Source organism: Niallia sp. WK069_GA_01 (genome assembly GCF_983173855.1).
This window is the reverse complement of sequence record NZ_OZ470138.1, coordinates 1504974-1529586: the sequence shown is the minus strand read 5'-3', so window position 1 is coordinate 1529586 and position 24613 is coordinate 1504974. Positions and strand designations below refer to the sequence as shown.

23 protein-coding genes and 1 other annotated feature are annotated in these 24613 nt (G+C 35.2%); of the genes, 5 read left to right on the top strand and 18 right to left on the bottom strand.

Features of this window, described 5'->3' with window-relative positions:
• Positions 1-252: 252 nt before the first annotated feature.
• From dat to AC5LWL_RS07310, 4 genes are all read right to left on the bottom strand, one after another.
• A complete protein-coding gene (gene dat / locus AC5LWL_RS07325) occupies positions 253-1110 on the bottom strand; it encodes a D-amino-acid transaminase (RefSeq protein ID WP_493433695.1) in 858 nt (285 codons plus the stop codon).
• A 76-nt stretch (positions 1111-1186) separates the two neighbouring features.
• Positions 1187-2602 carry a dipeptidase PepV gene (pepV, locus tag AC5LWL_RS07320; RefSeq protein WP_493433694.1) on the bottom strand — a complete coding sequence of 472 codons (1416 nt, stop codon included), beginning with the start codon at positions 2600-2602 and terminating at the stop codon, positions 1187-1189.
• A 149-nt stretch (positions 2603-2751) separates the two neighbouring features.
• Positions 2752-3903 (bottom strand): ABC transporter permease, encoded by a 1152-nt coding sequence (locus tag AC5LWL_RS07315; RefSeq protein ID WP_493433693.1) that lies wholly within the window; start codon positions 3901-3903, stop codon positions 2752-2754.
• Positions 3896-4609: an ABC transporter ATP-binding protein gene (locus AC5LWL_RS07310; protein WP_493433692.1), complete on the bottom strand. Its 714-nt coding sequence runs from the start codon at positions 4607-4609 to the stop codon at positions 3896-3898. The genes AC5LWL_RS07315 and AC5LWL_RS07310 overlap by 8 nt, the downstream gene beginning before the upstream one ends.
• Before the next feature lie 164 nt (positions 4610-4773).
• On the opposite strand from AC5LWL_RS07310, the gene AC5LWL_RS07305 reads away from it, so the two are divergent.
• The gene (locus AC5LWL_RS07305; protein WP_493433691.1) at positions 4774-5223 is read left to right on the top strand and encodes an NUDIX hydrolase; all 450 of its coding nucleotides are present in this window, start codon (positions 4774-4776) and stop codon (positions 5221-5223) included.
• Between the two features lie 65 nt (positions 5224-5288).
• Here the strand turns inward: AC5LWL_RS07305 and AC5LWL_RS07300 are convergent, their stop codons facing one another.
• Positions 5289-6548, bottom strand: a complete 1260-nt coding sequence (locus tag AC5LWL_RS07300) for a M48 family metallopeptidase (protein WP_493433690.1) — start codon at positions 6546-6548, stop codon at positions 5289-5291.
• Positions 6549-6966: 418 nt separating this feature from the next.
• Here AC5LWL_RS07300 and AC5LWL_RS07295 point away from each other — a divergent pair, with 418 nt between their 5' ends.
• Complete coding sequence (locus AC5LWL_RS07295; protein WP_016202849.1) at positions 6967-7188, top strand: DeoR family transcriptional regulator; 222 nt, start codon at positions 6967-6969, stop codon at positions 7186-7188.
• Between the two features lie 312 nt (positions 7189-7500).
• Here AC5LWL_RS07295 and AC5LWL_RS07290 read toward each other — a convergent pair whose 3' ends face one another.
• From AC5LWL_RS07290 to AC5LWL_RS07275, 4 genes are all read right to left on the bottom strand, one after another.
• Positions 7501-8343, bottom strand: a complete 843-nt coding sequence (locus AC5LWL_RS07290) for a polysaccharide deacetylase family protein (RefSeq protein ID WP_493433689.1) — start codon at positions 8341-8343, stop codon at positions 7501-7503.
• 408 nt (positions 8344-8751) lie between these two features.
• On the bottom strand, positions 8752-10080 hold the full coding sequence (gene ltrA / locus AC5LWL_RS07285; protein WP_493433688.1) for a group II intron reverse transcriptase/maturase: 1329 nt from the start codon (positions 10078-10080) through the stop codon (positions 8752-8754).
• Between the two features lie 954 nt (positions 10081-11034).
• Positions 11035-11754 (bottom strand): pseudouridine synthase, encoded by a 720-nt coding sequence (locus AC5LWL_RS07280; RefSeq protein WP_493436560.1) that lies wholly within the window; start codon positions 11752-11754, stop codon positions 11035-11037.
• Positions 11755-12029: 275 nt separating this feature from the next.
• Complete coding sequence (locus AC5LWL_RS07275; RefSeq protein WP_493433687.1) at positions 12030-13655, bottom strand: putative polysaccharide biosynthesis protein; 1626 nt, start codon at positions 13653-13655, stop codon at positions 12030-12032.
• Between the two features lie 450 nt (positions 13656-14105).
• Here AC5LWL_RS07275 and AC5LWL_RS07270 point away from each other — a divergent pair, with 450 nt between their 5' ends.
• Positions 14106-15380, top strand: a complete 1275-nt coding sequence (locus tag AC5LWL_RS07270; protein WP_493433686.1) for a BaiN/RdsA family NAD(P)/FAD-dependent oxidoreductase — start codon at positions 14106-14108, stop codon at positions 15378-15380.
• A gap of 41 nt (positions 15381-15421) precedes the next feature.
• On the opposite strand, the gene AC5LWL_RS07265 is transcribed toward AC5LWL_RS07270, so the two are convergent.
• The 9 genes from AC5LWL_RS07265 to AC5LWL_RS07225 all read right to left on the bottom strand — a co-directional run bounded on the left by AC5LWL_RS07265 (position 15422) and on the right by AC5LWL_RS07225 (position 22837).
• Positions 15422-15604, bottom strand: a complete 183-nt coding sequence (locus AC5LWL_RS07265; protein ID WP_493433685.1) for a sporulation protein Cse60 — start codon at positions 15602-15604, stop codon at positions 15422-15424.
• Positions 15605-15667: 63 nt separating this feature from the next.
• Positions 15668-16066 (bottom strand): hypothetical protein, encoded by a 399-nt coding sequence (locus AC5LWL_RS07260; protein ID WP_493433684.1) that lies wholly within the window; start codon positions 16064-16066, stop codon positions 15668-15670.
• A gap of 121 nt (positions 16067-16187) precedes the next feature.
• Positions 16188-16643 carry a hypothetical protein gene (locus AC5LWL_RS07255; RefSeq protein WP_493433683.1) on the bottom strand — a complete coding sequence of 152 codons (456 nt, stop codon included), beginning with the start codon at positions 16641-16643 and terminating at the stop codon, positions 16188-16190.
• 135 nt (positions 16644-16778) lie between these two features.
• Entirely contained in the window at positions 16779-17084 is a 306-nt protein-coding gene (locus AC5LWL_RS07250; RefSeq protein ID WP_493433682.1) for a rhodanese-like domain-containing protein, read from the bottom strand.
• A gap of 180 nt (positions 17085-17264) precedes the next feature.
• Positions 17265-19685, bottom strand: a complete 2421-nt coding sequence (leuS, locus tag AC5LWL_RS07245; protein WP_493433681.1) for a leucine--tRNA ligase — start codon at positions 19683-19685, stop codon at positions 17265-17267.
• A gap of 65 nt (positions 19686-19750) precedes the next feature.
• Positions 19751-19977, bottom strand: a binding site (T-box leader).
• Between the two features lie 181 nt (positions 19978-20158).
• Positions 20159-21322 carry an amidase gene (locus AC5LWL_RS07240; RefSeq protein ID WP_493433680.1) on the bottom strand — a complete coding sequence of 388 codons (1164 nt, stop codon included), beginning with the start codon at positions 21320-21322 and terminating at the stop codon, positions 20159-20161.
• 32 nt (positions 21323-21354) lie between these two features.
• A complete protein-coding gene (locus AC5LWL_RS07235; protein WP_493433679.1) occupies positions 21355-21924 on the bottom strand; it encodes a histidine phosphatase family protein in 570 nt (189 codons plus the stop codon).
• A gap of 463 nt (positions 21925-22387) precedes the next feature.
• Positions 22388-22558 carry a glycogen biosynthesis protein GlgD gene (locus AC5LWL_RS07230; protein WP_493433678.1) on the bottom strand — a complete coding sequence of 57 codons (171 nt, stop codon included), beginning with the start codon at positions 22556-22558 and terminating at the stop codon, positions 22388-22390.
• Between the two features lie 15 nt (positions 22559-22573).
• Positions 22574-22837, bottom strand: a complete 264-nt coding sequence (locus AC5LWL_RS07225) for a YtzC family protein (protein ID WP_493433677.1) — start codon at positions 22835-22837, stop codon at positions 22574-22576.
• A 205-nt stretch (positions 22838-23042) separates the two neighbouring features.
• Between AC5LWL_RS07225 and mnmL the strand changes: the two genes are divergently transcribed.
• Positions 23043-24008, top strand: coding sequence for a tRNA modification radical SAM protein MnmL/YtqA (gene mnmL, locus AC5LWL_RS07220; RefSeq protein ID WP_493433676.1), 966 nt, complete (start codon positions 23043-23045; stop codon positions 24006-24008).
• Positions 24005-24577 carry a tRNA 5-(aminomethyl)-2-thiouridylate-methyltransferase MnmM gene (gene mnmM / locus AC5LWL_RS07215; RefSeq protein WP_493433675.1) on the top strand — a complete coding sequence of 191 codons (573 nt, stop codon included), beginning with the start codon at positions 24005-24007 and terminating at the stop codon, positions 24575-24577. Before mnmL ends, mnmM begins: the two co-directional genes overlap by 4 nt.
• Positions 24578-24613: the final 36 nt, after the last annotated feature.

Genomic DNA, 24613 nt, shown 5'->3' with positions numbered 1-24613 from the left:
ACGCTCCCCTTGTTGCCTCTGAGAATAACCGAATTATAAAGAATGTAATTTAGTTCCTCTTATAATGCATGTTCAAAAAGGAGGATAAAAAGGACCGAGAAGTTCGAGGCGGTTTGCTCCCGAGCATCACAGCGTATGGTGTTAATACGTGAGAAGCGGAGAAGCAAACCAACGAAGAAATTCGATGTGTCATTTTTACCGGACTTTTTGAACAACCTCTTATAATAAAATCAAATCCCTTTTCCTAGTTATTCACTCTATTTCCCCACAGCTTTCCATAATTGCTTCCTTAAAATAACCTTGCAATTTTTTGGTATACTCTCCAACAACACCAGTTGCAACAGGAACATTATTAATAGATACTATTGGAGTAACTTCAGCAGTCGTGCTAGAAAGAAATACTTCATCAGCATCAATTAAATCTTCAATAGAAAAAGCTTCTTCCTTTACCTCCAACTCCTGCTTATTACATAACTCAATAATTTTCTGTCTTGTAATTCCATTTAGTATATATTGATTTGCTTCATGTGTTCGAATTTCTTGATCTTTTATAATCCATATATTTGAAGAACTTCCTTCTGTTACAGTTAAATCACGGTACTGAATACTTTCATAACAGTTAGCCTCTGCTGCTTTTTGTTTTGCCATTATATTTCCAAGCAAATTCAGACTTTTAATATCACAACGAGCCCATCTAATATCTTCCACCGTAATAGCTGATACCCCATTTGTTAAATGAGCAACTGGACGTTCTATCGCTTTCGTATATGCAACAAATGTTGGAGTAATCTCTTCCAATGGATAGGCATGATTCCTTGGGCTTGTTCCTCTTGTAAATTGCATATAAACAATCCCATTTCCTAAAAGATTTCTACGAATTAGTTCTTCTAGCAACACAGTTAATTCTTGCACTGAATAAGGTATACGAATATTTATTTTTTCACTACTTGCTTCCAATCGTTGTAAATGCTCATTTCCCATAAACATCTTGCCATTATAAACACGAATTACTTCGTAGATTCCATCACCAAATTGATAACCTCTATCTTCAATATCTACTTTCGCATCTTCTCTAGGAACAAATACTCCATTCATTAATACCGTACTCATTCTCTTCCCCCCCTAAACCTTTCTATCTATATCTCTCACTGTTTCCCCTGAATAGGATGGATATTGGTATTCCTTCTTATTTTGCTAATTCGTATATCGCTTGTGCGTAAATAGCAGTTGCTTTTAATAGATCATCAATAAACATATACTCATCTTTTTGATGAGCAATATCATCTCTCCCTGGAAAAAGTGGACCAAATGCCACCCCTTTTTCTAATGAACGGGCATAAGTACCTCCGCCAATCGAAATTAACTCCGCTTTTTCACCCGTCTGCTCCATATAAACTTTGCTTAATGTTTGAATTAATGACGATTCTTTCTCCACATAGTGAGGGTTGGAATTCGAAAAGTTTTCAATTAAAAACCCATGGGTTCCTAATAGTTCATCTAATTGCTGTTTTGTTTTGTCCATATCATTTGTTACTGGATAACGTAATGTCAGACCTAACCTTCCACCATCTTCACTAGTGTAAAACATTTTTCCAACATTTATAGTCAGGTCACCAGTAATATCGTCCTTATATGCAATTCCTAATTTTCTTCCTCTTGATTCTTGTGTAAAATAATCAGATAAAAGAGTGAAAAATGGGATCGCCTTTTCATCAAGGGATAATTGCGCTAGAAATGATGCTAGTTTTAAGCCTGCATTTACTCCATTATCAGGCTCTAAACCATGTGCGGAAATTCCATCTAGCTCCAATACTAAATTGCCTTTATCTATGATATAACGCCCTGTTACATTCGCTTGCGCTAAGTAATCATGAAAACGCTGGATAACTTCCTGTTCACTTTTCACTTGCAGAACAGCTTTCGCATAATCTGGAACCATATTATATCTTCGGCCAGCACGAAAGGAAACTATTTCTACCAATGCTTCCTTTTCCAAATTTCCCTTTTCCCGAACTTGAACAATATCAAAATCTGAAATTCCCTTTTCAGCATAAATAATAGGGAAATCTGCATCTGGTGCAAATCCCATTGTTGGCATTTTTTCCTCTTGAAAATATGTATCTACACAGCGCCATTCACTTTCTTCATCTGTTCCAATAATCATTCGTACTTCTTTGTTTAATGGAATATTCATTTCTTTTACAATTTTCATTGCATAATATGCTGCCATTGTTGGTCCCTTATCATCCAATGCACCTCTAGCGAATATTTTACCATCCCTTATTTCAGCGCCAAATGGATCACTTGTCCACCCATCTCCTTCTGGAACAACATCAACATGACAAAGAATCCCAATGCTTTCTTCTCCTGCTCCAAATTGCAAATGCCCAGCAAGATTTTTCACATTTTTTACTTCAAACCCATCTTTTTCACCTAATGAAAGCATATAGGTGAGTGCTTCTTTTACTCCGATTCCTAGTGGTGCATCTTCTGATCCATTTTCTTCGTCCAAAACACTTTTTATTTGTAATAATCCTTGTAGGTCTTTTATTAAATGATCTTTGCGGTTTAACACTTCTTGTGACCAATCGATTGTATCCATTGTATCCTCCTCTAAAGGCTATCTTCCTAAAAATAGCATCAACATAAAAAACATACCACAAAACGTTTCCTAAGAAAAATAAAAGCCAATTCAAGAGTCAATCGACTCAAACGTACAAGAATTCCCATATTATTTCTTTCACTAAAATGCTAACGACTGAATGGGAAAAAGAAAAGATGAAGATAAAAATTAAAGCACACAATACCTATTGCCAAACCAGTTAATAAATTTATTGCCCATTTTTTAGCCTGGTTATAACTAACGTCTTTTTTATATAAATCAAAAATATGCGTTGTATTCATTATCTTTACCCAAACGGCATGAGACCAAATCGATAAAAAAACTGCTAATATTATAAATAGTATGAATTTCAACCACATTGTTGGAAGAAAAATGATGGCAGTTGTGGTCACAGCGATTATTCGAATATAACTGCTCCAATAAGAAGAATTGCGAATAAATACTTTTATAAACAATTCTAAAAACCCAGTTACTCCTGTTCTTTTATGAAAGATCCTTCTAGATTTTCGATTAAATAAAGGTTTTTCCCTCATAGAGTACGAAGGCTTCTCCACCTGCATGGAAAGCTGTAAAATCAGGGAAGTAGAGGATAATTTCGCTTTTTTCTCCTCTATCATCATTTGATCAAAGGAACTTCTTGTTTTTATTTTATAAAAATACACCATTGGATGAAAAATGAACATCATTAATAGGAGAAGAGGAATAAATGGCTTATCTGAAAGCAGCAAAAACCAAATAAAGATCCCGATACAAAATAAAACAACTCGACAGCCGCTTTTCAAAAATTTATTGTTCCATTCTAAAAGAAAAAACTTAAAGAGAATGATCCATAACTTTAAGCTATACAAAGCGAAAAAAAGTTGAACAATTTGTCCCACACTCCAATGACAAACAAGAAATAAATAAGGGAGAGCTAAACTCGTTAAGACTGCTATTCCACTTATATGCTTAAAAATCGAATAAAGATAACCCCATTTTTTCATCCTATTAAAAAGAGAATATTTTTTTATTAAAAAGACTTTATCTGCCTCTAGTACAAATGTATGAATTCGACCTATCCAACAAAAACAATAAAAAAACAAAGAAACGAAAGAGAACGAAATACTTTCCATCCATAAAGGCGGAGTATGCCACCAGCCTCTGTAGATAAAAGAAAAAATAACAACCGCAGGAAGAACAAGATATACGAGAACTGTCCAATCCAAAACCTTTTTTATCACATTGTATTGATAACGGCAGTTTTGGATAAGACGAGTAGAAAAAAGCGTAAAACTATTCATTATCCAGTTCTCCTACAATATGATGAAAACAATCAAATAACGAAGCCTCGTTCCAGCCGCACTCTTCTCTAAAATCCTCTATTGTTCCCTTTGCAACCAATGTGCCATGGTGCATCACCAGAAAACGATCACAGATTTTCTCAGCTGTGTCCAGCTCATGTGTAGACATAATAATGCCAGCTCCCCTGGTTTTTTCCTCCTGAATATAATTCAATAATAACTTCATTGCCATTGGATCTAATCCCATAAAAGGTTCGTCAATAATATAAATATCCGGCTTGCTGATAAATGCAAGTACGAGCATCGCTTTTTGCTGCATCCCTTTTGAAAAAGTCTGCGGAAACTGATGAATATGTTCATGGAGAGAAAACTTTTTTACCAATCGTTCTGCATCTATTCGATATTGCTTTTCCTCTAATCGTTCAACTGCTGCAATAAAATCTAAATGCTCCCATAATGTTAGTTCATCATAGAATACCGGTCTTTCTGGAATATAGCTATATGTATGGCCTTCTGTTATTTTTACGTCTCCTTTCCTATTTGGCAATATGCCAAGTATGCCTTTAATTGTTGTACTTTTTCCAGCACCATTGGATCCGATTAATCCTATTAGTTCTCCTTTTTTCAGCGTAAACTCTATCGTATGAATAATATTTTTATTTCCTTCGTAGCCTGCGTTCTTTAGTTCCACTTTAAGTACATCCATATTTTCCCCTCCCTTACTTTTATACGAATCACGCTTGAAAAAGTTTTTATATTTTCCAATTTTTATAATAAAGAGCTTGAACCTTTCAGAATTCTCAACTATGTACGAGTCTTCTTGTTGCTTTTCATGTAAAATATGAAAAGAGAGAAGAAAGGATGACTATATTGGATTATATTAAACAATTAAGGAACTTAATCGGGAAAATGCCCGTTATTCTTGTCGGTTCTGTTGTTATTCTATTAGATGCAAAAAAGAACATCCTCTTACAGCAGCGAACACATCCAGAAGGAGTTTGGGGTCTTCCTGGAGGATTGATGGAGCCTGGGGAGTCAACAGAGGAAACAGCAGTAAGAGAGGTTTATGAAGAAACAGGGTTGACTGTATCCGACTTACAATTAATCAACGTTTACTCTGGGAAACAATATTATAGTGTCGCTGCAAATGGAGACCCATTTTATTCTGTGACCACAGCCTATTACACTACTAAATACGAAGGTTCCATCCAGATAAATAAAGAGGAAGCAACTGACTTAGCATATTTTTCTTTTGATAATATGCCTCATAAAATGGTTCAAAGCCATCGAAAATTTATAGAAGATTATTTTAATAAATAGGAAGAGAAAAGCTGCCTAATAGAGAGAAAACTCTGTTTGGCAGCTTTTCTTTTATAAATTTTTATCTACTTACTGTTTAATAATTGTATTAATTTGCTGTCCCCAGTTTCTTTTGCATAATCAAGTGCACTGAAGCCATCGACATCTTCTACCTTTATATCCGCACCATTTTCTAATAAAAGACTAATAATCTCTGTATCCCCGTCATAATTATATACAGCATCATGTAATGGTGTACTGTCCAAATATTCATCTTGTATATTAGGGTTTGCACCATTTTCTAGTAGATACTGAACAGCATCTGCATCAAATGAATTTACCGCATAATGCAATGGGGTAGCTCCGTCTATATCTAGTTCATTTACCGCTCCACTTTCTACAATTTCATGATAATCTGGAGTTTCTGTCTCCTCAACGAAAGCTTCATTATCATTAAACCAAGAAAAAGCATGTAATTTCTCTATCTGCTGTAAAGCACCAGCCACTATAGCAATAAATAGAAGCAAAACGATCACTAGGATAATAATGCCTCTCCAAACCCCTTTCTTCGACTCTTTTAATACTTGTCCTTGTTCATGATTATAAAAGCTTTCTATGCTATATATCCGTTTAGGTAAATGAGGATGAGTCGATAGCTTTTCATGAAACCATACAAAAAAGCCGGTTTCTTTCTCTAATTGCTCCATATATACTTGCTTATTTACCTTTTTATACATGTTAGGGCCAATTGCAAGCATCGTTAACGCGTTTTTTGCTGCCTCATATGATTGTATATAATAGGCAGCAGTTCGGTCACAAGTATATTCACACGCACGCAAATAAGCATTTCCTAAAAAGGGTATCCATAAAGCAGGTAAAACAAAAAAGCCCATTTGAACATGCTTTCTCTTTAAATGCGTAAACTCATGCGCAAGAACAAACAATACCTCCTCCTCTGCATCTTTTTCTATACAGTCAAAGATAGAGGAATATAAGACTACCATATTTCTCCTGAAAAATTTTGTAGCAAAAGCATTTAGAAGCCCTTCAGATTCTAATATATAAATATCCGGCATTTTTTTTAAACCTAAATCATTTGCCGTCTTAACTGCCTTTCCATAAAGATTCGGAAATTGATTTTCACTTAATTTTACTCCGTTTCTTCTAATTCCACCCATCATAATTCCATGAAGGAACAAAGATAATGCTGCTAATAGCAGGATTATCACGATTCCGATAATGGAAATCAAAAGAAAAATATAGCCAGTTATACTAATTAATAGAATAATAGCGAAATATATATTTTCCTTCTTATAAACCAAATCATCTTTTCTAAATGTATCCAAAAAATAATCCCCCTCTGTTAAGTCATTCTGATTATATAGGAAACAACTTTTCAATTAAAGGAATTTTTAAACATACTTTCCAGAACAATATACAAAATTTCCGACTATTTGCATAAATCCACTCTAAATCCCATAGTATGTACCATAAGAATGTTAAGAAACAAACAGGAGGTGGTATATATAGACAATATAAATCAAATATTTTGTAAATTTCAGCAATTGTTGTAGAATTAATCGTAAAATAGGGGTACAATATTTATAAGAGGTTTGACTTCATACTATATTGTTCACTATTAAACAGTTGAGAAGGAGTTGTCTGTGGAAAAGAAAATTACATACGCTTGGAGATTAATCTTCAAATAAGCTGTCGGTCGTAGGAATTTGCCAAAGGTTTGAAAAAAGGATAGGGAGTGGTTTATTGAAACCTTCAACTAACCGGATGTTAAACCGTATCAAATCCGTCTACATGTTTATTAGTAAGCGTGGAACTGTAACAACACAAGAGCTAGTAGAGGAATTTGGTATTACTCCTCGAACGATTCAAAGAGATTTGAATGTATTAGCTTATAATGACTTAGTGCAAAGCCCTAGTCGTGGAAAATGGACAACAACTAGAAAAAAAGTTAAAATGACTTCCTGAAATAGTGATATGAACATGTTAGACCATTTAGTAGTAAAAACTTCTGTTTAGAAGAAAATGAATTTTGATTCTTATTAACAAATAATGTATACAATTTCCCACAAAAAAACGCCCAATGAGATGGATGGGCGTTTTTTTTGTGGGAAACTGGCAGAGACAGATTCATTTTCACATAGTAAACAAACACTATACATGCTGTAAGGAAAAACATTCGTTCAGCCTGGACTTTAAAGTAAAACTTTTTCTTTACTTTTATCATTCATAAGTTTTTTTCCTATAGAAAGTGATAAATGACTTTTTTGAATTTCGTTTTTAAAAATGCACTGGTATCAATTCTTCGTTTATCGCTCTAAACTCATAGTCTTCTTTTTGTAAATATTGCAGCAGCAACCCTAAGTATTGAGCTGTCGTTTGGCGATCATGCAATAAAATAACAACTTTACTGTGATTAACATGTTTTAATTGATTAATTGTATCCGTTACATATCTTTTATCTCCATAATACCAATCGCGGCTATCTATATTCCAATCCCATAAAATATAACCAGCTTTTTTCACTTTATTTAGATATTCTTCATTCATGTATGGTTTACTTCCATAAGGTGTTCGAATAAGCATGCTTTTTTGATGAATAATTTGCTCCAATTCTTCATTTGTTTTTTCCATTTCATTTACGACAGAACTACTCGTAGCATATACTTGTTTCACATCATGCGTAACACCATGCAGTCCAATAGAATGACCATGCTTATATGCTTCTTTTACAATAGTTTTATATTTTTCCATATTTGGCTCTAAATAAAAAAAGGTTGCTTTCGCATCATAATTTTGAAGTTGTTCTAATATGGAAGATGATGCACCACTCGGACCATCATCAAATGTTAAATAAACGATTTTTTTCCCCATGTCTTCTGCTTCTTGCTTCGCTTTCAATTGTTCTTCTCTCTCTTGCTTCTTTTTTTGAATCAGAGGATTATCTTTTTGCAAGGGGGGATGATATATTTGTTTTTCCTGTAATATACTCACTTGTTTTCTTGTACTTCCCGCTGTTCTTTCTGCCATTATATTCCATAAGAAAACACTTACTAAAGTGATAAATAGAATGCTAATACTATAGATTTGCAGTCTTTCTGTTCTTTTTTTTGGGTTTTTCATCTTGCTGCCACACTTTCTATAACTATTCTTTATTTAAGTATAAAGGATAGAAAAGAAAAATGGTTACAAAAAAATGACAATTATTAAAAAAACATGTCAAAAGACTAAAAAGTACGAGAAGCTGGGACATAAGTATTCTAGCCGAAGATAAACTCGAACCATGATACGAGGATGTAAAAAAAATTCCGTATCATGGTTTGGGTTTTTTATTCATGTAAAAAAGAAGGTTTGTGGTAATCACCCGCAGCCTGCATACACTTCGCTTTCCGTGGGGCTCGCACTGAGCCGCTTCGGCCCTTGGCCTGCAGGTCGAGTAGACGGGAGCCTCTCCATGTTGGATTGTGCTCCGCTGCCCCTCCACGAACCGTGCGTGCGGAACTACCGCACACGGCTCTTCCCTATTATCTTTTACAGAATGTAAGAAATCTCTTTTTTACGTTCGAATATATTGACCTTTATTCTTGGCTCTGGAAATGGGAATCTCTCTAGAAAGAGAGTAAACTTCTCCCAGTTGAATGACTTCTTTTGACTTCGTCTATTCATCCATTTGTAGAATAGTCTTCTCACTCTATCTTTGAAATTACTCACTTGCCTTATGTTGTCCGTTACACCATAATAGTTGTAGTAGCCAACTAAGGAACGGTCTAGTCTACTTTTTATTTCATGGATATTAGTGGTTCGATTCGCTTTCAACCATTCTTTCTTTTCCTTGAGCTTGGCTCGCATTTTCTTCCTGCTTGATTTGAGTTTCACTCGAAATTTTCCTGATTTACTTTTGCTACAATAGTGTGTAAATCCTAGGAAATCGAACGTAGGAGGTTTTCCTCCTCCGTTTCTTTTGCAGTCTTTTTCCGCAAACCGACCAAATGGAATGATTTTCGTTTTATCCTCTGCTACTTCGAGATGGAACTTCTTCAAGCGTTGAATCAATGCTTGATAGAATGCTTGCGCGTCTTCTTTTACTTGAAAACAACAGACAAAGTCATCTGCGTATCTAACGATATACGCTTGCCCCTTACATTGTTTTCTTACCACCTTCTCAAACCATAAATCCAGCACATAATGGAGGTATATATTGGCTAGGATAGGAGAAATAATGCCACCCTGTGGCGTTCCTGTCTCCGTTTTATACTGCTTTCCCTCTTCCATATATCCACCTTTTAAGAACCTAGCTATCAGTCTCAAAAGATTCGGATCATTTATTCGGTGTTTCAGAAACTCCATCATCCATGCATGATCCACATTATCAAAGAACCCTTTGATATCGGCGTCGACAATATAGTTGGTATATCTATCATTGATATACACATTCAGTATTTTCAGCGCATCATGACAGTTACGTTTTGGACGAAAACCAAAGGAACTATCCAAGAAATCCTGTTCATAGATGGCATTTAAGATTTTCGCTAATCCACGTTGCACTATTTTATCTTCATGTTCAGGAATACCTAATGGTCTTTTCTTGTTTGTTCCTGGTTTGCCTATATAGGTTCTCCGAACTGGAACTGGTCGATAACTTTTCTGCTTCATACGTCTTACTAAATCAGAAATGTTTGTTTCCAACTCTAGCTCGTATTCTTCTTTGGTGGTCTGGTGTATGCCAGGTGCTTTTCTGTTTGGTAATTCATTATGACACTGTTTCAGTGACGACTCGTTCAATAAGTGTGTGAGTGATGTAAACTTCATTTTTGGTTGAGATTTCGCTACTTCTGCTATCCTTATTAGTTTTGTTTCCATTTCTTCACCTATCTCTGTGTATAGTAAATGTTTCCCCAAAAGGGCAATAATAGGGTAGCTGCCTTTCCTCCATCAGAATTACCCGATTTCATTGGTACTACGCAGCTATCCGACTTCCTGTCAGCGTTTGGCTTGCTTGCTTTTTATCGCTTGGTTCGCCATACTCTCTATTCATCTAGAAAGACTAAACAGGATCTCCCGAGTTGCTACCATATATCGATGTATAACGTGCCGAGGTCACCGACTCCGAAGAGGTTTCTGTTTTCTCGCCATTTTACGAAAATAGAAATATTGCTTTCTGTAGAGACCAGCACATCAGCCCTCTTGTATGCAGATTTCGGAGCTCCATCCCTTCAACCATTTGGCTTACGGCCCATTACCTCGCTGTCTACGCTTAAAAGCAAGGGTTTCCCCTTGCCCTCCAAGACTCGCTACGAGTGAATGGCTAGTTCTTTCTCGGTGGGAATTCCACCCACTATATATGGCAACCTAGGCTCGGTCGCTCGGTCTCAGCTGTCTCGCTAATCCCACAGGAGTCTATGTGTATGCAGGCTGCTCCATTTTTCGATCTTTTCATTTTTTTCTTGGTAAAAGAATTAGGTTTTTAGAAAATAGTCTTTAAAAACGAAGTGGAATGGAGCGAAGGACACTCGACTCCTACGGGAAATAGAGGAAAGCGAGTGTCTGTAGCGCAATGAAACAACATAGTTTATATACTTAACTATATGAAAAAAATAAATAACCAGTAGAGGGAAGCAACCATTAACGTGCTAAATTAGAGAATGTTCGCTTTTACCTATTATCTATTTAATTATGTCTCAGCCTCCAGCAGAAAAATTACACTTTCCTTCAAAAGAAAAACGCAAGCGCCTTGAACCGCTCTGAAGAAAAATGTTCACATGAAATTTATCTTTCTTACCTTTTTAAAAAAACGCTCATAAAAAATGAGACGTTTTAGTTTACTTCATATGTTTGTAAAAGAAGAATTTCTTCATCTGTTAGTTCCCTATATTCTCCTAATTCTAATGATTCATCTAGAGGCAAAGGTCCCATCGAGATTCTTTTTAAGTACATTACTTTTTTGTCAACACTTTCAAACATTCTTTTCACTTGATGAAATTTCCCTTCTGAAATGGTCAATTCAATATCGGATGTTTCTCCAGCTTTTACAATTTTTAACTCTCCTGGTTTAGTCACATAGCCATCATCTAATACAACGCCTTTTTTAAAATCGATTATATCTGCTTCTGTTACTTCTCCTTTAATAACGGCAAAATATGTTTTAGGGACATGTTTTTTGGGAGACAAAAGCCGATGTGACAACTTTCCATCGTTGGTAATTAGTAAAAGTCCCTCTGTATCTTTATCTAATCGTCCGACCGGAAAAGGGTTATACACAGCATCTTCTATTTGTAGAAGATCAATAACCGTCTCTTCTCTTGTATCTTCTGTAGCGGAGATGACGCCAGGTGGTTTATTCATCATTAAATAGATAAATTCTTTATATTCTACTATGTCCCCGTATAGGGTAACAACATCTTTGGAAGGGTCCACTTGTTGCTTAGCATCTTTTACGATTACATCATTTATCTTCACTGCTTTGCTTTTCAGCAGCATCTTTGCTTCTTTTCTGCTGCCATAACCAAGATTTGCTAACATTTTATCAATTCTCATCATTTTCACAACCTAACTTATTTTCCATAAAGACTACTTTGAAAAAAGGGTTTATTTCTTTCAATGGGTCCGCAGCCGGAATACACTTGGCTTTCCATGGGGCTACGCTTGAGCCTCCTCGGAGTAAACTCCTGCTATCTTCTCGCCTATCCCGCAAATCCCATAGGAGTCTTCGTGTATTCCGGCTTCTCCCTGCTTCAACTAACCATAAACTTAGAGAAACTGCTTCTTTTCATGTGCCATGGTACGAATTTTTATTTATGGTGGTCTCACTTTTAAAAGGGAAGTCTCAATTTTTGTTTAATGCGTACTGCTCGATCTCCAAATAGAATATAAATTAATTTTGTCCGATATGCTAAATAAGCATATAAAATTGCTCCGATGACCCCTGTTATAATCACAATGATAAAAGAGGCGGCAACCGATTTAGTTGATAAAAACAGTGTTAACAGCTTATAAACCAATTCTGATCCAATAAGCATAATTACGGTAAACCCTAGAATAAGTACACATCTTCTAAACACTAATTTAAAAGAATAATTAGCATACACTTTAATAACAGCTAGATTAATGATAATGGATACTGTATAGCCTAATGCAGTTGCTGTGATAGCACCCATTGCTTCCCATTTTTCAATAAGTGGAATATTTAAGCTTAGCTTGACTAATATACCTACTAATAAACTAAGAATAGTAAATCGTTGTTCATTAATACCTTGTAAAATGGCAGCTGTTACTGCATAAAGGGAAAATAAAATAGCCACCGGTGAATACATTCTTAATATTTCAGTCCCTAGTTGCAAGTTAGCTGTTCCATAAAATAATCGGTAAACTGGCTCTGCTAACACAGATAATCCGATGACTGCTGGAAGTGTAATAAATAATAATACTTGAAATGTTTGATCCAAATTATAGTTAACATTCAATTGATCTTCCTTAACAAATGCTTTCGTAATCATCGGCACTAAAGCTAATGAAAAAGCAGTTGCCAACGAGACAGGAATAATCACGATTTTATGTGTTTGGTAATTAAAAATAGTTAACGCCGTTTCTGAAATAGTGCTCAATCCAACTTTAGCCATTGCTAAATTAAAAGTAGTAGTATCAACTAGCTGAAATAGAGGATTAGCTATTCCGACAAAAACAAAAGGAGCTGCTGAAATTAGAATTTCCTTATACATAGACGGCAAAGAAACATCTGCTAATTGTCCCTTGTCTTGTAATAATAGCTGATCTAAATTTCCTTTTCGTTTTTTCCAATACCATAAAAGAACTGCTAATCCGCCAAGAGCACCTACAAATGCCGCAAATGTTGCAATACTTACGGCGGTGAGCAATTTTCCTTTTAAAACATAGATAACAATTGCTGCGCCACCTAACAAAAAGATGATTCTAACAATTTGTTCTACCACTTGCGAAACTGCAGAAGGCCCCATGGATTCATGTCCTTGAAAGAAACCTCTAATTAAGCTCATAAACGGAACTACAATTAATGCAAAACTAACAGCTCGAATAACGGTAGTGACTTCTTCCACAGTAGAAACTATATCATCATCTGGGATAATAATATCTGCCAAATATGGTGCTATAAAATAGACTAGTAAAAAAGCACAAAAACCAGTGCATGACATAACAAGCAAACCAGATTTAAACAACCGTCTTCCTAGAGCATATTCCCCCATTGCATTATATTTTGAGATAAATTTGCTGATAGCCAATGGAATACCTGCTGTTGCAATACTAATTACAATAGAATAAACTACATAAGAATATTGATATAAAGCTGTACCTTGTGTACCGACAATCATATTAAATGGGATAACATAAAATAATCCCAGCGCTTTTGATATAATCGTTCCTAATGTTAGAATAAATGTACCTCTTAACAATTTTGATGACATAAAATCCCTTCCTTAAATGGATCTCTAAAAGTAAGCGCAAGCCTTTTGCTAATAAACCTGAAGAAAAATGGTTTCCTTGTTCTAAAAGAAGCAAGATTTTTTTATACAGGCATAAAAGCTGATCTAAGCTCAACAGCTATGCTTACTTATTTTTATAAATCAAACTTTACTAAGAATAGATGTTTCGTTTATAATGAACTGCTAAATATAGTAAAACTGCTAATAATTGCTAACATAACAAAGTATTTTAACATGAAAAGACACTATTACACACCTAATTTTAAGAAGATTTCATGAATCTTTTTAGACAAATTAAGAATAGGGCACTTCATGTTGAAGTGGTTAAACGTTTTTTGGACAAGTTGACACACTATTAGTAGTGTACTCTTTCTTGTTAAGAAACGCTACTTTGTATAATAGAAAATCATAAAAAAGAGAGTTGAATAATAAATGCATTACGATGTAATTGTAATCGGCGGTGGTCCATCTGGATTGATGGCCGCGATTGGAGCAGCTGAAAAGAAAAAAAAAGTGTTACTAATTGATAAAGGGGACAAGCTTGGCAGAAAGCTTGCTATTTCCGGTGGCGGCAGATGTAATGTTACGAACCGCTTGCCAGTTGAAGATATTATTAAGCATATTCCTGGGAACGGCAGATTTCTTTATAGTGGCTTCTCGCTTTTTAATAACGAAGATATCATTGCCTTTTTTGAAAATCTTGGCATAGAACTGAAAGAAGAAGATCATGGAAGAATGTTTCCTGTATCCAATAAAGCACAATCTGTTGTTGATGCGTTATTAAATGAACTGAATCGACTTCAAGTTACTAAAAAAACAAATACTCCGGTTAAAACAATTCATTTTCAGGAGGATTTTATAAAAACAGTTGTCTTAGAAAATGGAAGTACAGAAACATGTACCTCGTTAATCATTGCCGTTGGTGGAAAATCAGTTCCTCATACGGGCTCAACAGGTGATGGTTATGCTTGGGCAAAAAAAGCTGGGCATACGATTACTGATTTATTTCCAACTGAAGTTCCGTTAACGTCCAATGAACCATTTATAAAGAAAAAAATTCTTCAAGGTTTATCGTTGAGAAATGTTGCATTAAGTGTATTAAATCCAAAAGGCAAAGCTATTATTACTCATCAAATGGATATGATTTTTACCCATTTTGGCATAAGCGGACCTGCCGTGCTGCGCTGCAGTCAATTTGTTGTAAAGGCATTAAAAAAATGGAATTTATCAGAGGCAACTGTGTCTATTGATTCCTTTCCAGATATAAAGGAAGATCAACTTTTGGAAATGATTAAAAAGATGATTACAACTGATTCCAAAAAAGCGATAAAAAATACGTTAAAAGGCTTTTTGGCAGAACGATATTTATTATATTTGTTCGAACTAGCACAAATTGATCCTTCCGCACAAGGAGCTACCATCTCTTTAGAAAAATTAAAACAATTCGCTTCCTATTGCAAAGCATTCTCCTTTAATGTAAATGGTACACTGCCATTAGAAAAAGCATTTGTTACTGGTGGAGGCGTTTCAATTAAAGAAATACACCCTAAAACAATGGAATCCAAGCTAAGAGAGGGATTATATTTTTGTGGAGAAATATTAGATATTCATGGATACACCGGTGGATATAATATTACCTCTGCTTTTGTCACAGGACGATTAGCTGGTGTTAATGCAGCCTTATTCGCAGCAGCAACTAGGAAATGATCGTGATTCATCGTATAGAAGCTCGAGCGACATTTTTACGCTCAGCTTCTATATATTACCATTGAAGAAAAACAATAGATCTGATCATCCTCTTCCTCCTGCATTGCTGCAACATTATACTTAATATCAATTAATTTCTTTTCCTCTATCTTCGCTAAAAACTTGTTCATTTCTAATTCTAAATCCTTCTCATGCTCTTGATCGAATAGTTTTACTTTGATCATTTTTATCCTGCTCCCTTTGAGAAAATGATTATTTAGTACAAGCATAGACAAACTTCAGACTATTCAATCACTATTCATCTTCCAATCTGAATTTATTTCTGATCGATACGAAATCATCCTATTTTTTAAAAATAGATAAGCAAAAGAAAAAACAAGTAAATAGGCGAAAAAAGAATATACTGCATTCCAGCCTTTATAATGAAAAATTCCAGCTAAATGAGCTAAAAACTCTATAACAGCACTAAGAACCGACCAATTTATAATAAATAAAACAATTCTTTTTCCTTCTAGACGGTGTAAACATATATATCGAATAAAAAAGTAACCAAAAAGAGGATAATGAAGAGCATAAATTATTATATCGCTTAACTCAAATTCACTATGATCAACTGTATCATAAAGATCGATAATATAACCGGATGCTAAAAACCAGTCTGCTCCTGAACCTAATAACGTAAACAATAAAAAAATACAAATCCTTATGCTTAATGGAAATGGATTTTTCAACTTGAAATAGAAAAAAAGCAACAGAATTCCTGTAGTCAAAATAAACCACTCATTTAAATTGAAATTCTCCGGTAATCTAAGCAGAGTTTTTCAGCTCCTTTTTTAAGATTCTTTCTATTAGCTTTGCCCAGCCTTTAAAAAGAACAATAAACAGAATCCAATAAAAAATAGATTCTAAGATAATTCCTTCTTTTAATGTAAAAATAGCCATATAATGAAATAGAAATTGTCCTCCAAGACACAAGATAACCATGATTAAAATATGTGCATGACCTTTCTTCACTCGTAAAAAATAAACAAAAAAAAGCGGGATTGTCATAAATTCTACTAAAGAAAAACTAATAACTGCTGGCCATTTCTTAGATAATCTTAGATAATGCAAATTCTCACTAAATATAATAGTGGACTGCAACAGAAGAACGATAGTAAACAAACAAAGTAAAGAAATTTCTATCTCCGCAATATTTCCCTCTTTTTTTATTTTCACCCAAATATAAATCGTAATGAGAAGAATAAATAATACTAGCAGCATATAAGATCCTCGATCCTCACTATTAGTTAGTAATGTTATTATTGCCTAATCCTCCTTATTTATAAGGAGAGAAGATTTGCTTTACAAATAAAAAAAAGCCCTCCTTTGATTTCACAAAGAAGAGCTACTCGCTATTTATATCGTATTCCCTTTCCAGTCAAGCATGCCACCAAGTAAATTCACCACTTGAAAGCCTTGTTCTTGCAAATAATAACATACATTTTCACTTCTTTTTCCTGATCGGCAAATAAAAATATATTCTTTCTCTTTAGAAAAATAGTCTAAGTTTGTTGGAATATCATTCATTCTAATATGTTTTGCACCTGGAATGATTCCTTCTGCTACTTCCTCATCTTCTCGAACGTCTACTAGCTCCACTTTTTCTTCGTTTTTTAATTTCTGCTCTAATTCTTCTGTGGTTAGTTCTTTTATTTCTAACATCTTATTCCCCCATCTATTTATCATAATAAGTTTCATTTTCATTGTGTAAATATTCTATTCACTTGTAATATAGAGCAAACCGTTAGAAGATGCAAATGGAACGATTCCTGCACAAAAAACGGAAAAAAGGTTCAACAATGGTATCTCTACCCATGTTGAACCTTTCCTTTAAAAAAAATATTAGTTTGCTACTATATTCACTAATTTTCCAGGAACTGTAATGACCTTACGAACCGTTTTACCATCAATTTGTTCCTTTACTTGCACATCTTCCATTGCAATTTGTTCTAACACTTCTTTATTTGCGTCAGCTGGAACCATTAATTTTGCTTTAACTTTTCCGTTGATTTGGATGACAATTTCAACTTCATCATCGACTAATTTTGCTTCATCATATGCTGGCCAAGCTTCATACGCAATAGTAGCAGACACCCCTGTTAACTTCTCCCAAAGTTCTTCTGCAATATGAGGACAAATTGGTGAAAGTAATTTCACAAATCCTTCCATATATACTTTTGGCAAGGTATTTGCTTTATAACATTCATTAATAAAGACCATTAATTGAGAAATAGCCGTATTAAATCTTAGTGCTTCGAAATCATCTGTCACTTTTTTTACGGTTTGATGATAGATTTTGTCTAATGCTTTGTCTTCTTCCACATTAGCAATTTTAGCTGACAATGTTCCATCATCATTCATAACTAATCGCCAAATGCGGTCAAGGAAACGTCTTGCTCCATCAAGACCATTTGTTGACCATGCAATAGCTGCATCAAGTGGCCCCATGAACATTTCATATAAACGAAGTGTATCTGCACCATGGCTAGCAACAATCTCATCAGGATTAACTACATTTCCTTTTGATTTACTCATTTTTTCATTGTTCTCTCCTAAAATCATTCCTTGATTAAATAATTTTTGGAAAGGTTCTTTTGTTGGAACAACACCTATATCATAAAGTACTTTATGCCAGAAACGAGCATACAGTAAATGAAGCACAGCATGTTCGACACCACCAATATACATATCAACAGGCAGCCATTCCTTAATTTTGTCAGGGTCTGCAATCTTTTCGCTGTTATTTGGGTCAATATAACGTAAATAATACCAGCTGCTTCCAGCCCATTGTGGCATTGTATTTGTTTCCCGTCTGCCTTTTCTGCCTGTCTCTGGATCAACTACATTTATCCAGTCTGTAATATTAGCAAGAGGTGATTCACCTGTACCAGATGGTTTAATTTCTGATGTTTCCGGAAGTGTTAATGGCAATTCTTCCACTGGAACACCTGTCATTGTGCCATCTTCCCAGTGGATAATTGGAATTGGCTCACCCCAATAACGTTGACGGCTAAATAACCAATCGCGCAGTCTGTACGTCACTTTTTTTGTTCCAATTTCTTTTTCTTCTAACCATGCAATCATCTTTGTAATTGCTTCTTCTTTATTCAGTCCATTCAAGAAATCAGAGTTAACATGTTCTCCCTCACCAGTAAAGGCTTCTTTTTCTATATTTCCGCCTGCTACTACTTCTTTTATTGGAAGATCAAATGTTTTGGCAAATTCATAGTCTCTTTCATCGTGTGCAGGAACTGCCATAATACTGCCAGTTCCGTAACTGACTAGTACATAATCTGCAATCCAAATTGGCAATTTCTCCCCATTTACTGGATTAATGGCATAAGCACCTGTGAAAACACCTGTTTTTTCTTTTGCAAGATCTGTTCTTTCCAAGTCACTTTTGCTTTTAATTTTTTCTAAATAATCATCTACCGCATTTTTTTGCTGCTCTGTCGTAATTTTCTCCACAAGAGCATGTTCAGGAGCTAAAACAGCATATGTTGCCCCAAATAGTGTATCTGGTCTTGTCGTAAAAACCGTAAATGTTTCTGCATGATTGTCGATTTGGAAAGCAACTTCAGCACCTTCTGAACGGCCAATCCAGTTTCTTTGCATTTCTTTGATGCTTTCCGGCCAGTCTACCTCATTTAAATCTTCAATTAAACGGTCAGCATACGCTGTAATTTTTAACATCCATTGTTTCATTGGACGTCTTTCAACAGGATGTCCTCCGCGTTCACTTTTTCCATCTATTACTTCTTCATTTGCAAGTACCGTTCCTAATGCAGGACACCAGTTTACTGCCACTTCATCAACATAAGCCAATCCTTTTTCAAATAACTGCAAGAAAATCCATTGTGTCCATTTATAATATTCTGGATCCGTTGTATTAATTTCACGATCCCAATCATAAGAAAACCCTAAAAATTTAATTTGGCGTCTAAACGTATTAATATTCTTTTCTGTAAAAGCAGCTGGATGATTACCTGTATCTAAAGCATATTGCTCAGCTGGCAGTCCAAATGCATCCCATCCCATTGGATGTAATACATTAAAATCCTGCATTCTTTTCATACGAGAAAGGATATCTGTTGCAGTATATCCCTCTGGATGTCCAACGTGCAATCCTGCTCCTGATGGATATGGAAACATATCTAATGCATAAAACTTTTTCTTTCCTTTATCTTCACTCGTTTTAAATGTTTTATTATTTTCCCAATGATTCTGCCACTTTTTCTCTATTTCTTGATGATTAAAACTCATCTTATTTCCTCCTATATTTAAAGGTATCGTATGTTTTTTGCAAAAATAAAAAACCTCTCATCCCAAATAGGGACGAGAGGTATTATGTATGATCTCCCGCGGTACCACCCACATTAGTGAACAATTGAGTTCACTCGCTTCATTAACCTTAACGCGGTGGACGGCAAGTATTACTTTAAGTTCACACTTACAACTCAAAGGTGAGTTCAAGATGTTTTTGGCATGACTTTCACCAACCGTCAGCTCTCTATTGCAAAAAATCATCTTTACTATTCCTTCTCCATGTTTTTCCCTATATCTTTTCCTATTGTATTGTATTTCTTGTAAGGATGCAAGTAGGCTAACAGAAATGATTAAAAAAGAACAATCGCTGTATGACCGGCCAATTAAGCACGAATGCAGTTAACGGATACTTTACTATATGCGTATATCATATGAATGTGTTTTAGCCTTTTTTACAAATATCCTTTCATCTAACCTTTGAATTGACCAGCAATCCATTGTAAGAGTTTTAAATCTTGGTTTTTTCCTGCTATAAAGGATAATCCAATAGGTGCTCCTTCCAATTCTGCAATTGGAACATTTACTTGTGGTAATCCCGAAAGACCTGCGATACAACATAATTGTAATGTTTGGCTTCTACGAACTTCTAAATCTTCTGTAGGTAAATTTAACAGAGGTGCCACATCAGGTGCTGTTGGAATAACAAGTATGCCATTATCTTGCAGCAGCTCTTCCATTTTATTTCGAATAATGCTTCTTTTTTTACTAGACGCCTCGACTTCTTCGATTGTTACCTTACTTGCCATGTCAAAACGCTCTGCAATACCAGGTCCAAATGCAGGATTTTCCTTTTTAATCCATTCACCATGCTCTTCCCATATTTCATTTGCCTGAATAACACGGAAGATTTCTTTCCATTCTTGCAAGCCTTCTTCTGCAAGGAGAATCGAAGTTGGATTTTCTATTACACCTTTTAGATGTGCTTCTAACACTTCCTTCACTTTTTCATCCGTTAATTCCCAAGCATCTTTTGGAAGCAAAAAATGAGAAAAAGGCTTTTGCTCCTTTTCTTTTTTATCAATTAGTACATTCCCAACTTCCAGAAGAACTTCTGCTTTTTTCGCCATCCATCCAACAGTATCAAAACTTTTTGCAAGTGGAATAACGCCGTCTATTGGTACCAACCCGTGCGTAGGACGAATGCCAAATAATCCGCAATAGGATGACGGAATTCGTACAGAACCACCTGTATCTGTTCCAATAGAAAAATCAGATAATCCAGCTGCAGCAGTGACAGCAGATCCACATGAAGAACCACCTGGAATTCTTCGAGGATCCTTTGGATTTACTGGCGTTCCATAATGATAGTTTTCCCCATTTAAACTATACATTAGTTCATCTGTTATTGTAGTGCCTTCTAAATTCGCACCATTTTGCAATAGCCTAATAACAGCCGGAGCCGTTTTAGTAGCGGCTTCATGTGTTTTCAGCCAATCAGGATTTCCTGCTGAAGAAATATGTCCTTCAAGATCGAACACATCTTTTACAGCAAAGCGCAGTTTATTTAATTTCCCCTCGCCTATTGCTCCCATTCTTAATTCTTGATCCATATATGCACCATAGTTCTTTGCCATTTGCCTCATCCCCCATTGTTATGTATCTTTTTTTACGAAAGGTGGTCCACTAAATTATAATCACTAACTGTCCATTTGCTATCCTTATAATGGATATTACTAAGACAAGCATTCATTAAATACGTATTATCCAGTGTTATTTGGTTTTCGGATAACGTATTAAGAAGTGTATGAATAACTGCTCCATGGGCAACTAATAATACATTTTTTTCAGGATACTCCTCTACTACCTTTTCTAGTCCACACATTATTCGATTAATTAAATCAGAACGAGACTCTTGATTAGGATATTGTAAATCAGGATATAGTCTTTCTCTTTCTTCTCTCGTTTTCCCTTCAGCATCCCCAAAGCTTCTTTCCATAAACTCTTCCATTTCCACAAGAGGCAGTTCCAACGCTTCGTTAATAATTGTTGCTGTTTTTTTGGCTCTTTTTAATGGACTTGTCACAATTAAGTCCCAATCTGTACCTTTTAAATGATCACGGCAGTTCTTTGCTTGCTTTATACCATTTTCATTTAATGGTATATCAGTTTTTCCTTGTATCTTTCCTAATGAATTCCAGTCTGTTTCACCATGTCTTATTAAACATATATTGGTCATAATCTAAATTTCCTTCCTAAAAGAGGTTGTTCAAAAAAAAGCCGGTAAAAATGACGCCTTGAACTTCTTGGTCCTTTTTATTCTCCTTTTTGAACTCGCACTAAAACATATTCCTTTCTATTAATGTAGACGAAAAAGTCTTATTTTTCAATCAAATCAAGGAGGAAACAAAGAATTTACTTACTTTAACGCTATGAATAGCTAATTGACCACCTCAATTTAGCTTGAACATGAAAAGAAGCACGGTTCTTAAATTTATCAGGGAGCAGCCCGCAGCAAAGCGAAGTGTATGCCGGATGCGGACTAATTGAAAGAGCCAAAGCCTTTTTTCAAAGTAGCTTAAAAAAAAGCGGTGAGAGCCCAATTCCGCCCCCACCACTTATTAAAAAAAATTTAACGAACAATCGATAGAACCAAGAAATTTAACCACATCATCATTTAGAAATAAATGAAATCTTCTATTTTATTCCGACTCCACTCTAGTCTTTGATTTCTGTGGCTGCCCTCCAGATTTTTCATATTTCTTTTTCGATAATTTAACAGAATCAAACTCCGCACCAAGCTCAATATCCTGATTATTAATTCCATTACGAGTTTTTTGTTCTGGATTATTTTGTTTCGAACGCTTCTTCATTCTTGTATTTCCCCCTTATTGCAATTTAGTTGTCATTTGATTTTGCATTTTTTCAACTAATAATCTCATTCGATGAAGTTCTTCTCTCTGCTGCTGATTGGCACTGTGGTCCATAACATGTAAATCGTTAAATACATTCTCCAATTTCATTTGCGCGTCTGTATATTCCTCGCTATTATAATGCTCCTGTATGCTTCCAATTTTATATTGCTCTTGAGCATCACTTATGACTTCATTGCATCTTTGCAAAAGCTCATCCACGGATTGTCGAGTTGCCATTTGTATAGACCTCCTCTTTATCACCTATAGAAGCGAAGTGCTTCTATCCTAGTATTAGTCAGTTCTGCATTCTTATTACTTCCTTTTCTTAACTATATCTACAATCCACCTTAGATGTTTTTAAAATCTATTTGGAGATGTTCGTAACTCATGTTAAAATTTTTCTTATGGAAAAAATTTAACTTCATATAAGGAGGTTACTGATATGAATCAGATTAACCCTTTCCCATATGCTTCAGATAATAAACGTTATCATACTTGGAATTATCATTTACGAAAAGAATTTGGACATAAAGTATTTAAAATTGCATTAGACGGAGGATTTGATTGCCCAAATAGAGATGGCACGGTTGCTCATGGCGGCTGTACATTCTGCAGTGCAGCAGGTTCTGGTGATTTTGCCGGGAACCGGGTAGACAGTTTAGAAAAGCAATTTCATGAAATACGAAATAAAATGCATACAAAATGGAAAGATGGCAAATACATGGCTTATTTTCAAGCCTATACCAATACCCATGCTCCTGTTGAGGAACTTCGCGAAAAGTTTGAAACCGTGCTTCATCAAGAGAATGTTATTGGTCTTTCTATCGCTACAAGGCCAGACTGTCTTCCAGATGAAGTTGTGGAATACTTAGCTGAGCTGAACAAACGCACATATTTATGGGTTGAACTAGGCTTGCAGACGGTCCATGATAAAACAGGCGATCTCATCAATCGTGCCCATGACTTTTCTTGTTATAAAGAAGGGGTTGCTAAATTAAGAAAGCATAATATTCGAATATGCTCTCATATTATTAACGGACTGCCCTTAGAAACAAATGAAATGATGATGGAAACAGCTCATGCAGTTAGTCAACTCGATGTTCAAGGAATCAAAATCCATTTACTCCATTTATTAAAAGGAACACCTATGGTGAAGCAGTATGAAAAAGGCATGCTAGAATTTATGTCGTTTGAAGAATATGTTTCATTAGTATGTGATCAATTAGAAATTTTACCACCAGAGATGATTATTCACCGAATAACTGGAGATGGACCAATTGAATTAATGGTTGGCCCGATGTGGAGTGTAAATAAATGGGAAGTATTAAATAGTATTGATGCAGAGTTAAAAAGAAGAAACAGCTGGCAAGGGAAATATTACAAATCAACGAAGAAGGTTTCCATATGAAGTTAGAAAGAATTCTTCCCTTCGCACGAAGTTTACTGAAAAAAAGTGTAACAACAGGCGATATTGCAGTTGATGCGACGATGGGAAATGGACATGACACTTTATTTTTAGCAAAACTTGTAGGAGAAACGGGAAAAGTTTTTAGTTTTGATATTCAGCAAGAGGCACTTATTGCAACGGAAAACAAATTAACCGAACATAAGTTAAATGATGTGGCGGTACTTTCTTTAAATGGGCATGAACAAATAAAAGCAATTATACCAGAAAGTTATTATGGAAAAATAACGGCTGCGATTTTTAATCTTGGTTATTTGCCTGGCGGAGACAAAAACATTGTCACAACAGCCCAAACCACGATTCTAGCGATTGAACAGTTATTAGACATAATGGCAGTTGAAGGCATTATTGTTTTAGTTATCTATCATGGCCATCCAGAAGGACAGTTAGAGCGTGATGAGATCTTATCTTATGTAGAAACAATTGACCAGCAATCGGCACATGTATTACAGTATCGATTTATGAATCAAGTAAACAATCCGCCATTTATTATCGCTATTGAAAAAAGATAAAATAAGTCAAAAAGGTATTCTCCTTTATCCGTACTT

Coding starts and splice junctions, on each gene's coding strand:
- AC5LWL_RS07310 (WP_493433692.1), bottom strand. CDS start 4,609: ATGGATGTACTTAAAGTGGAACTAAAGAACGCAGGCTACGAAGGAAAT.
- mnmM (WP_493433675.1), top strand. CDS start 24,005: ATGAAGTTAGAAAGAATTCTTCCCTTCGCACGAAGTTTACTGAAAAAA.
- AC5LWL_RS07250 (WP_493433682.1), bottom strand. CDS start 17,084: ATGTTAGAAATAAAAGAACTAACCACAGAAGAATTAGAGCAGAAATTA.
- mnmL (WP_493433676.1), top strand. CDS start 23,043: ATGAATCAGATTAACCCTTTCCCATATGCTTCAGATAATAAACGTTAT.
- AC5LWL_RS07280 (WP_493436560.1), bottom strand. CDS start 11,754: ATGAGAATTGATAAAATGTTAGCAAATCTTGGTTATGGCAGCAGAAAA.
- AC5LWL_RS07315 (WP_493433693.1), bottom strand. CDS start 3,903: ATGAATAGTTTTACGCTTTTTTCTACTCGTCTTATCCAAAACTGCCGT.
- AC5LWL_RS07225 (WP_493433677.1), bottom strand. CDS start 22,837: ATGGCAACTCGACAATCCGTGGATGAGCTTTTGCAAAGATGCAATGAA.
- AC5LWL_RS07265 (WP_493433685.1), bottom strand. CDS start 15,604: ATGATCAAAGTAAAACTATTCGATCAAGAGCATGAGAAGGATTTAGAA.
- AC5LWL_RS07275 (WP_493433687.1), bottom strand. CDS start 13,655: ATGTCATCAAAATTGTTAAGAGGTACATTTATTCTAACATTAGGAACG.
- leuS (WP_493433681.1), bottom strand. CDS start 19,685: ATGAGTTTTAATCATCAAGAAATAGAGAAAAAGTGGCAGAATCATTGG.
- AC5LWL_RS07240 (WP_493433680.1), bottom strand. CDS start 21,322: ATGGCAAAGAACTATGGTGCATATATGGATCAAGAATTAAGAATGGGA.
- pepV (WP_493433694.1), bottom strand. CDS start 2,602: ATGGATACAATCGATTGGTCACAAGAAGTGTTAAACCGCAAAGATCAT.
- dat (WP_493433695.1), bottom strand. CDS start 1,110: ATGAGTACGGTATTAATGAATGGAGTATTTGTTCCTAGAGAAGATGCG.
- AC5LWL_RS07235 (WP_493433679.1), bottom strand. CDS start 21,924: ATGACCAATATATGTTTAATAAGACATGGTGAAACAGACTGGAATTCA.
- AC5LWL_RS07270 (WP_493433686.1), top strand. CDS start 14,106: ATGCATTACGATGTAATTGTAATCGGCGGTGGTCCATCTGGATTGATG.
- ltrA (WP_493433688.1), bottom strand. CDS start 10,080: ATGGAAACAAAACTAATAAGGATAGCAGAAGTAGCGAAATCTCAACCA.
- AC5LWL_RS07230 (WP_493433678.1), bottom strand. CDS start 22,558: ATGAAGAAGCGTTCGAAACAAAATAATCCAGAACAAAAAACTCGTAAT.
- AC5LWL_RS07290 (WP_493433689.1), bottom strand. CDS start 8,343: ATGAAAAACCCAAAAAAAAGAACAGAAAGACTGCAAATCTATAGTATT.
- AC5LWL_RS07255 (WP_493433683.1), bottom strand. CDS start 16,643: ATGCTGCTAGTATTATTTATTCTTCTCATTACGATTTATATTTGGGTG.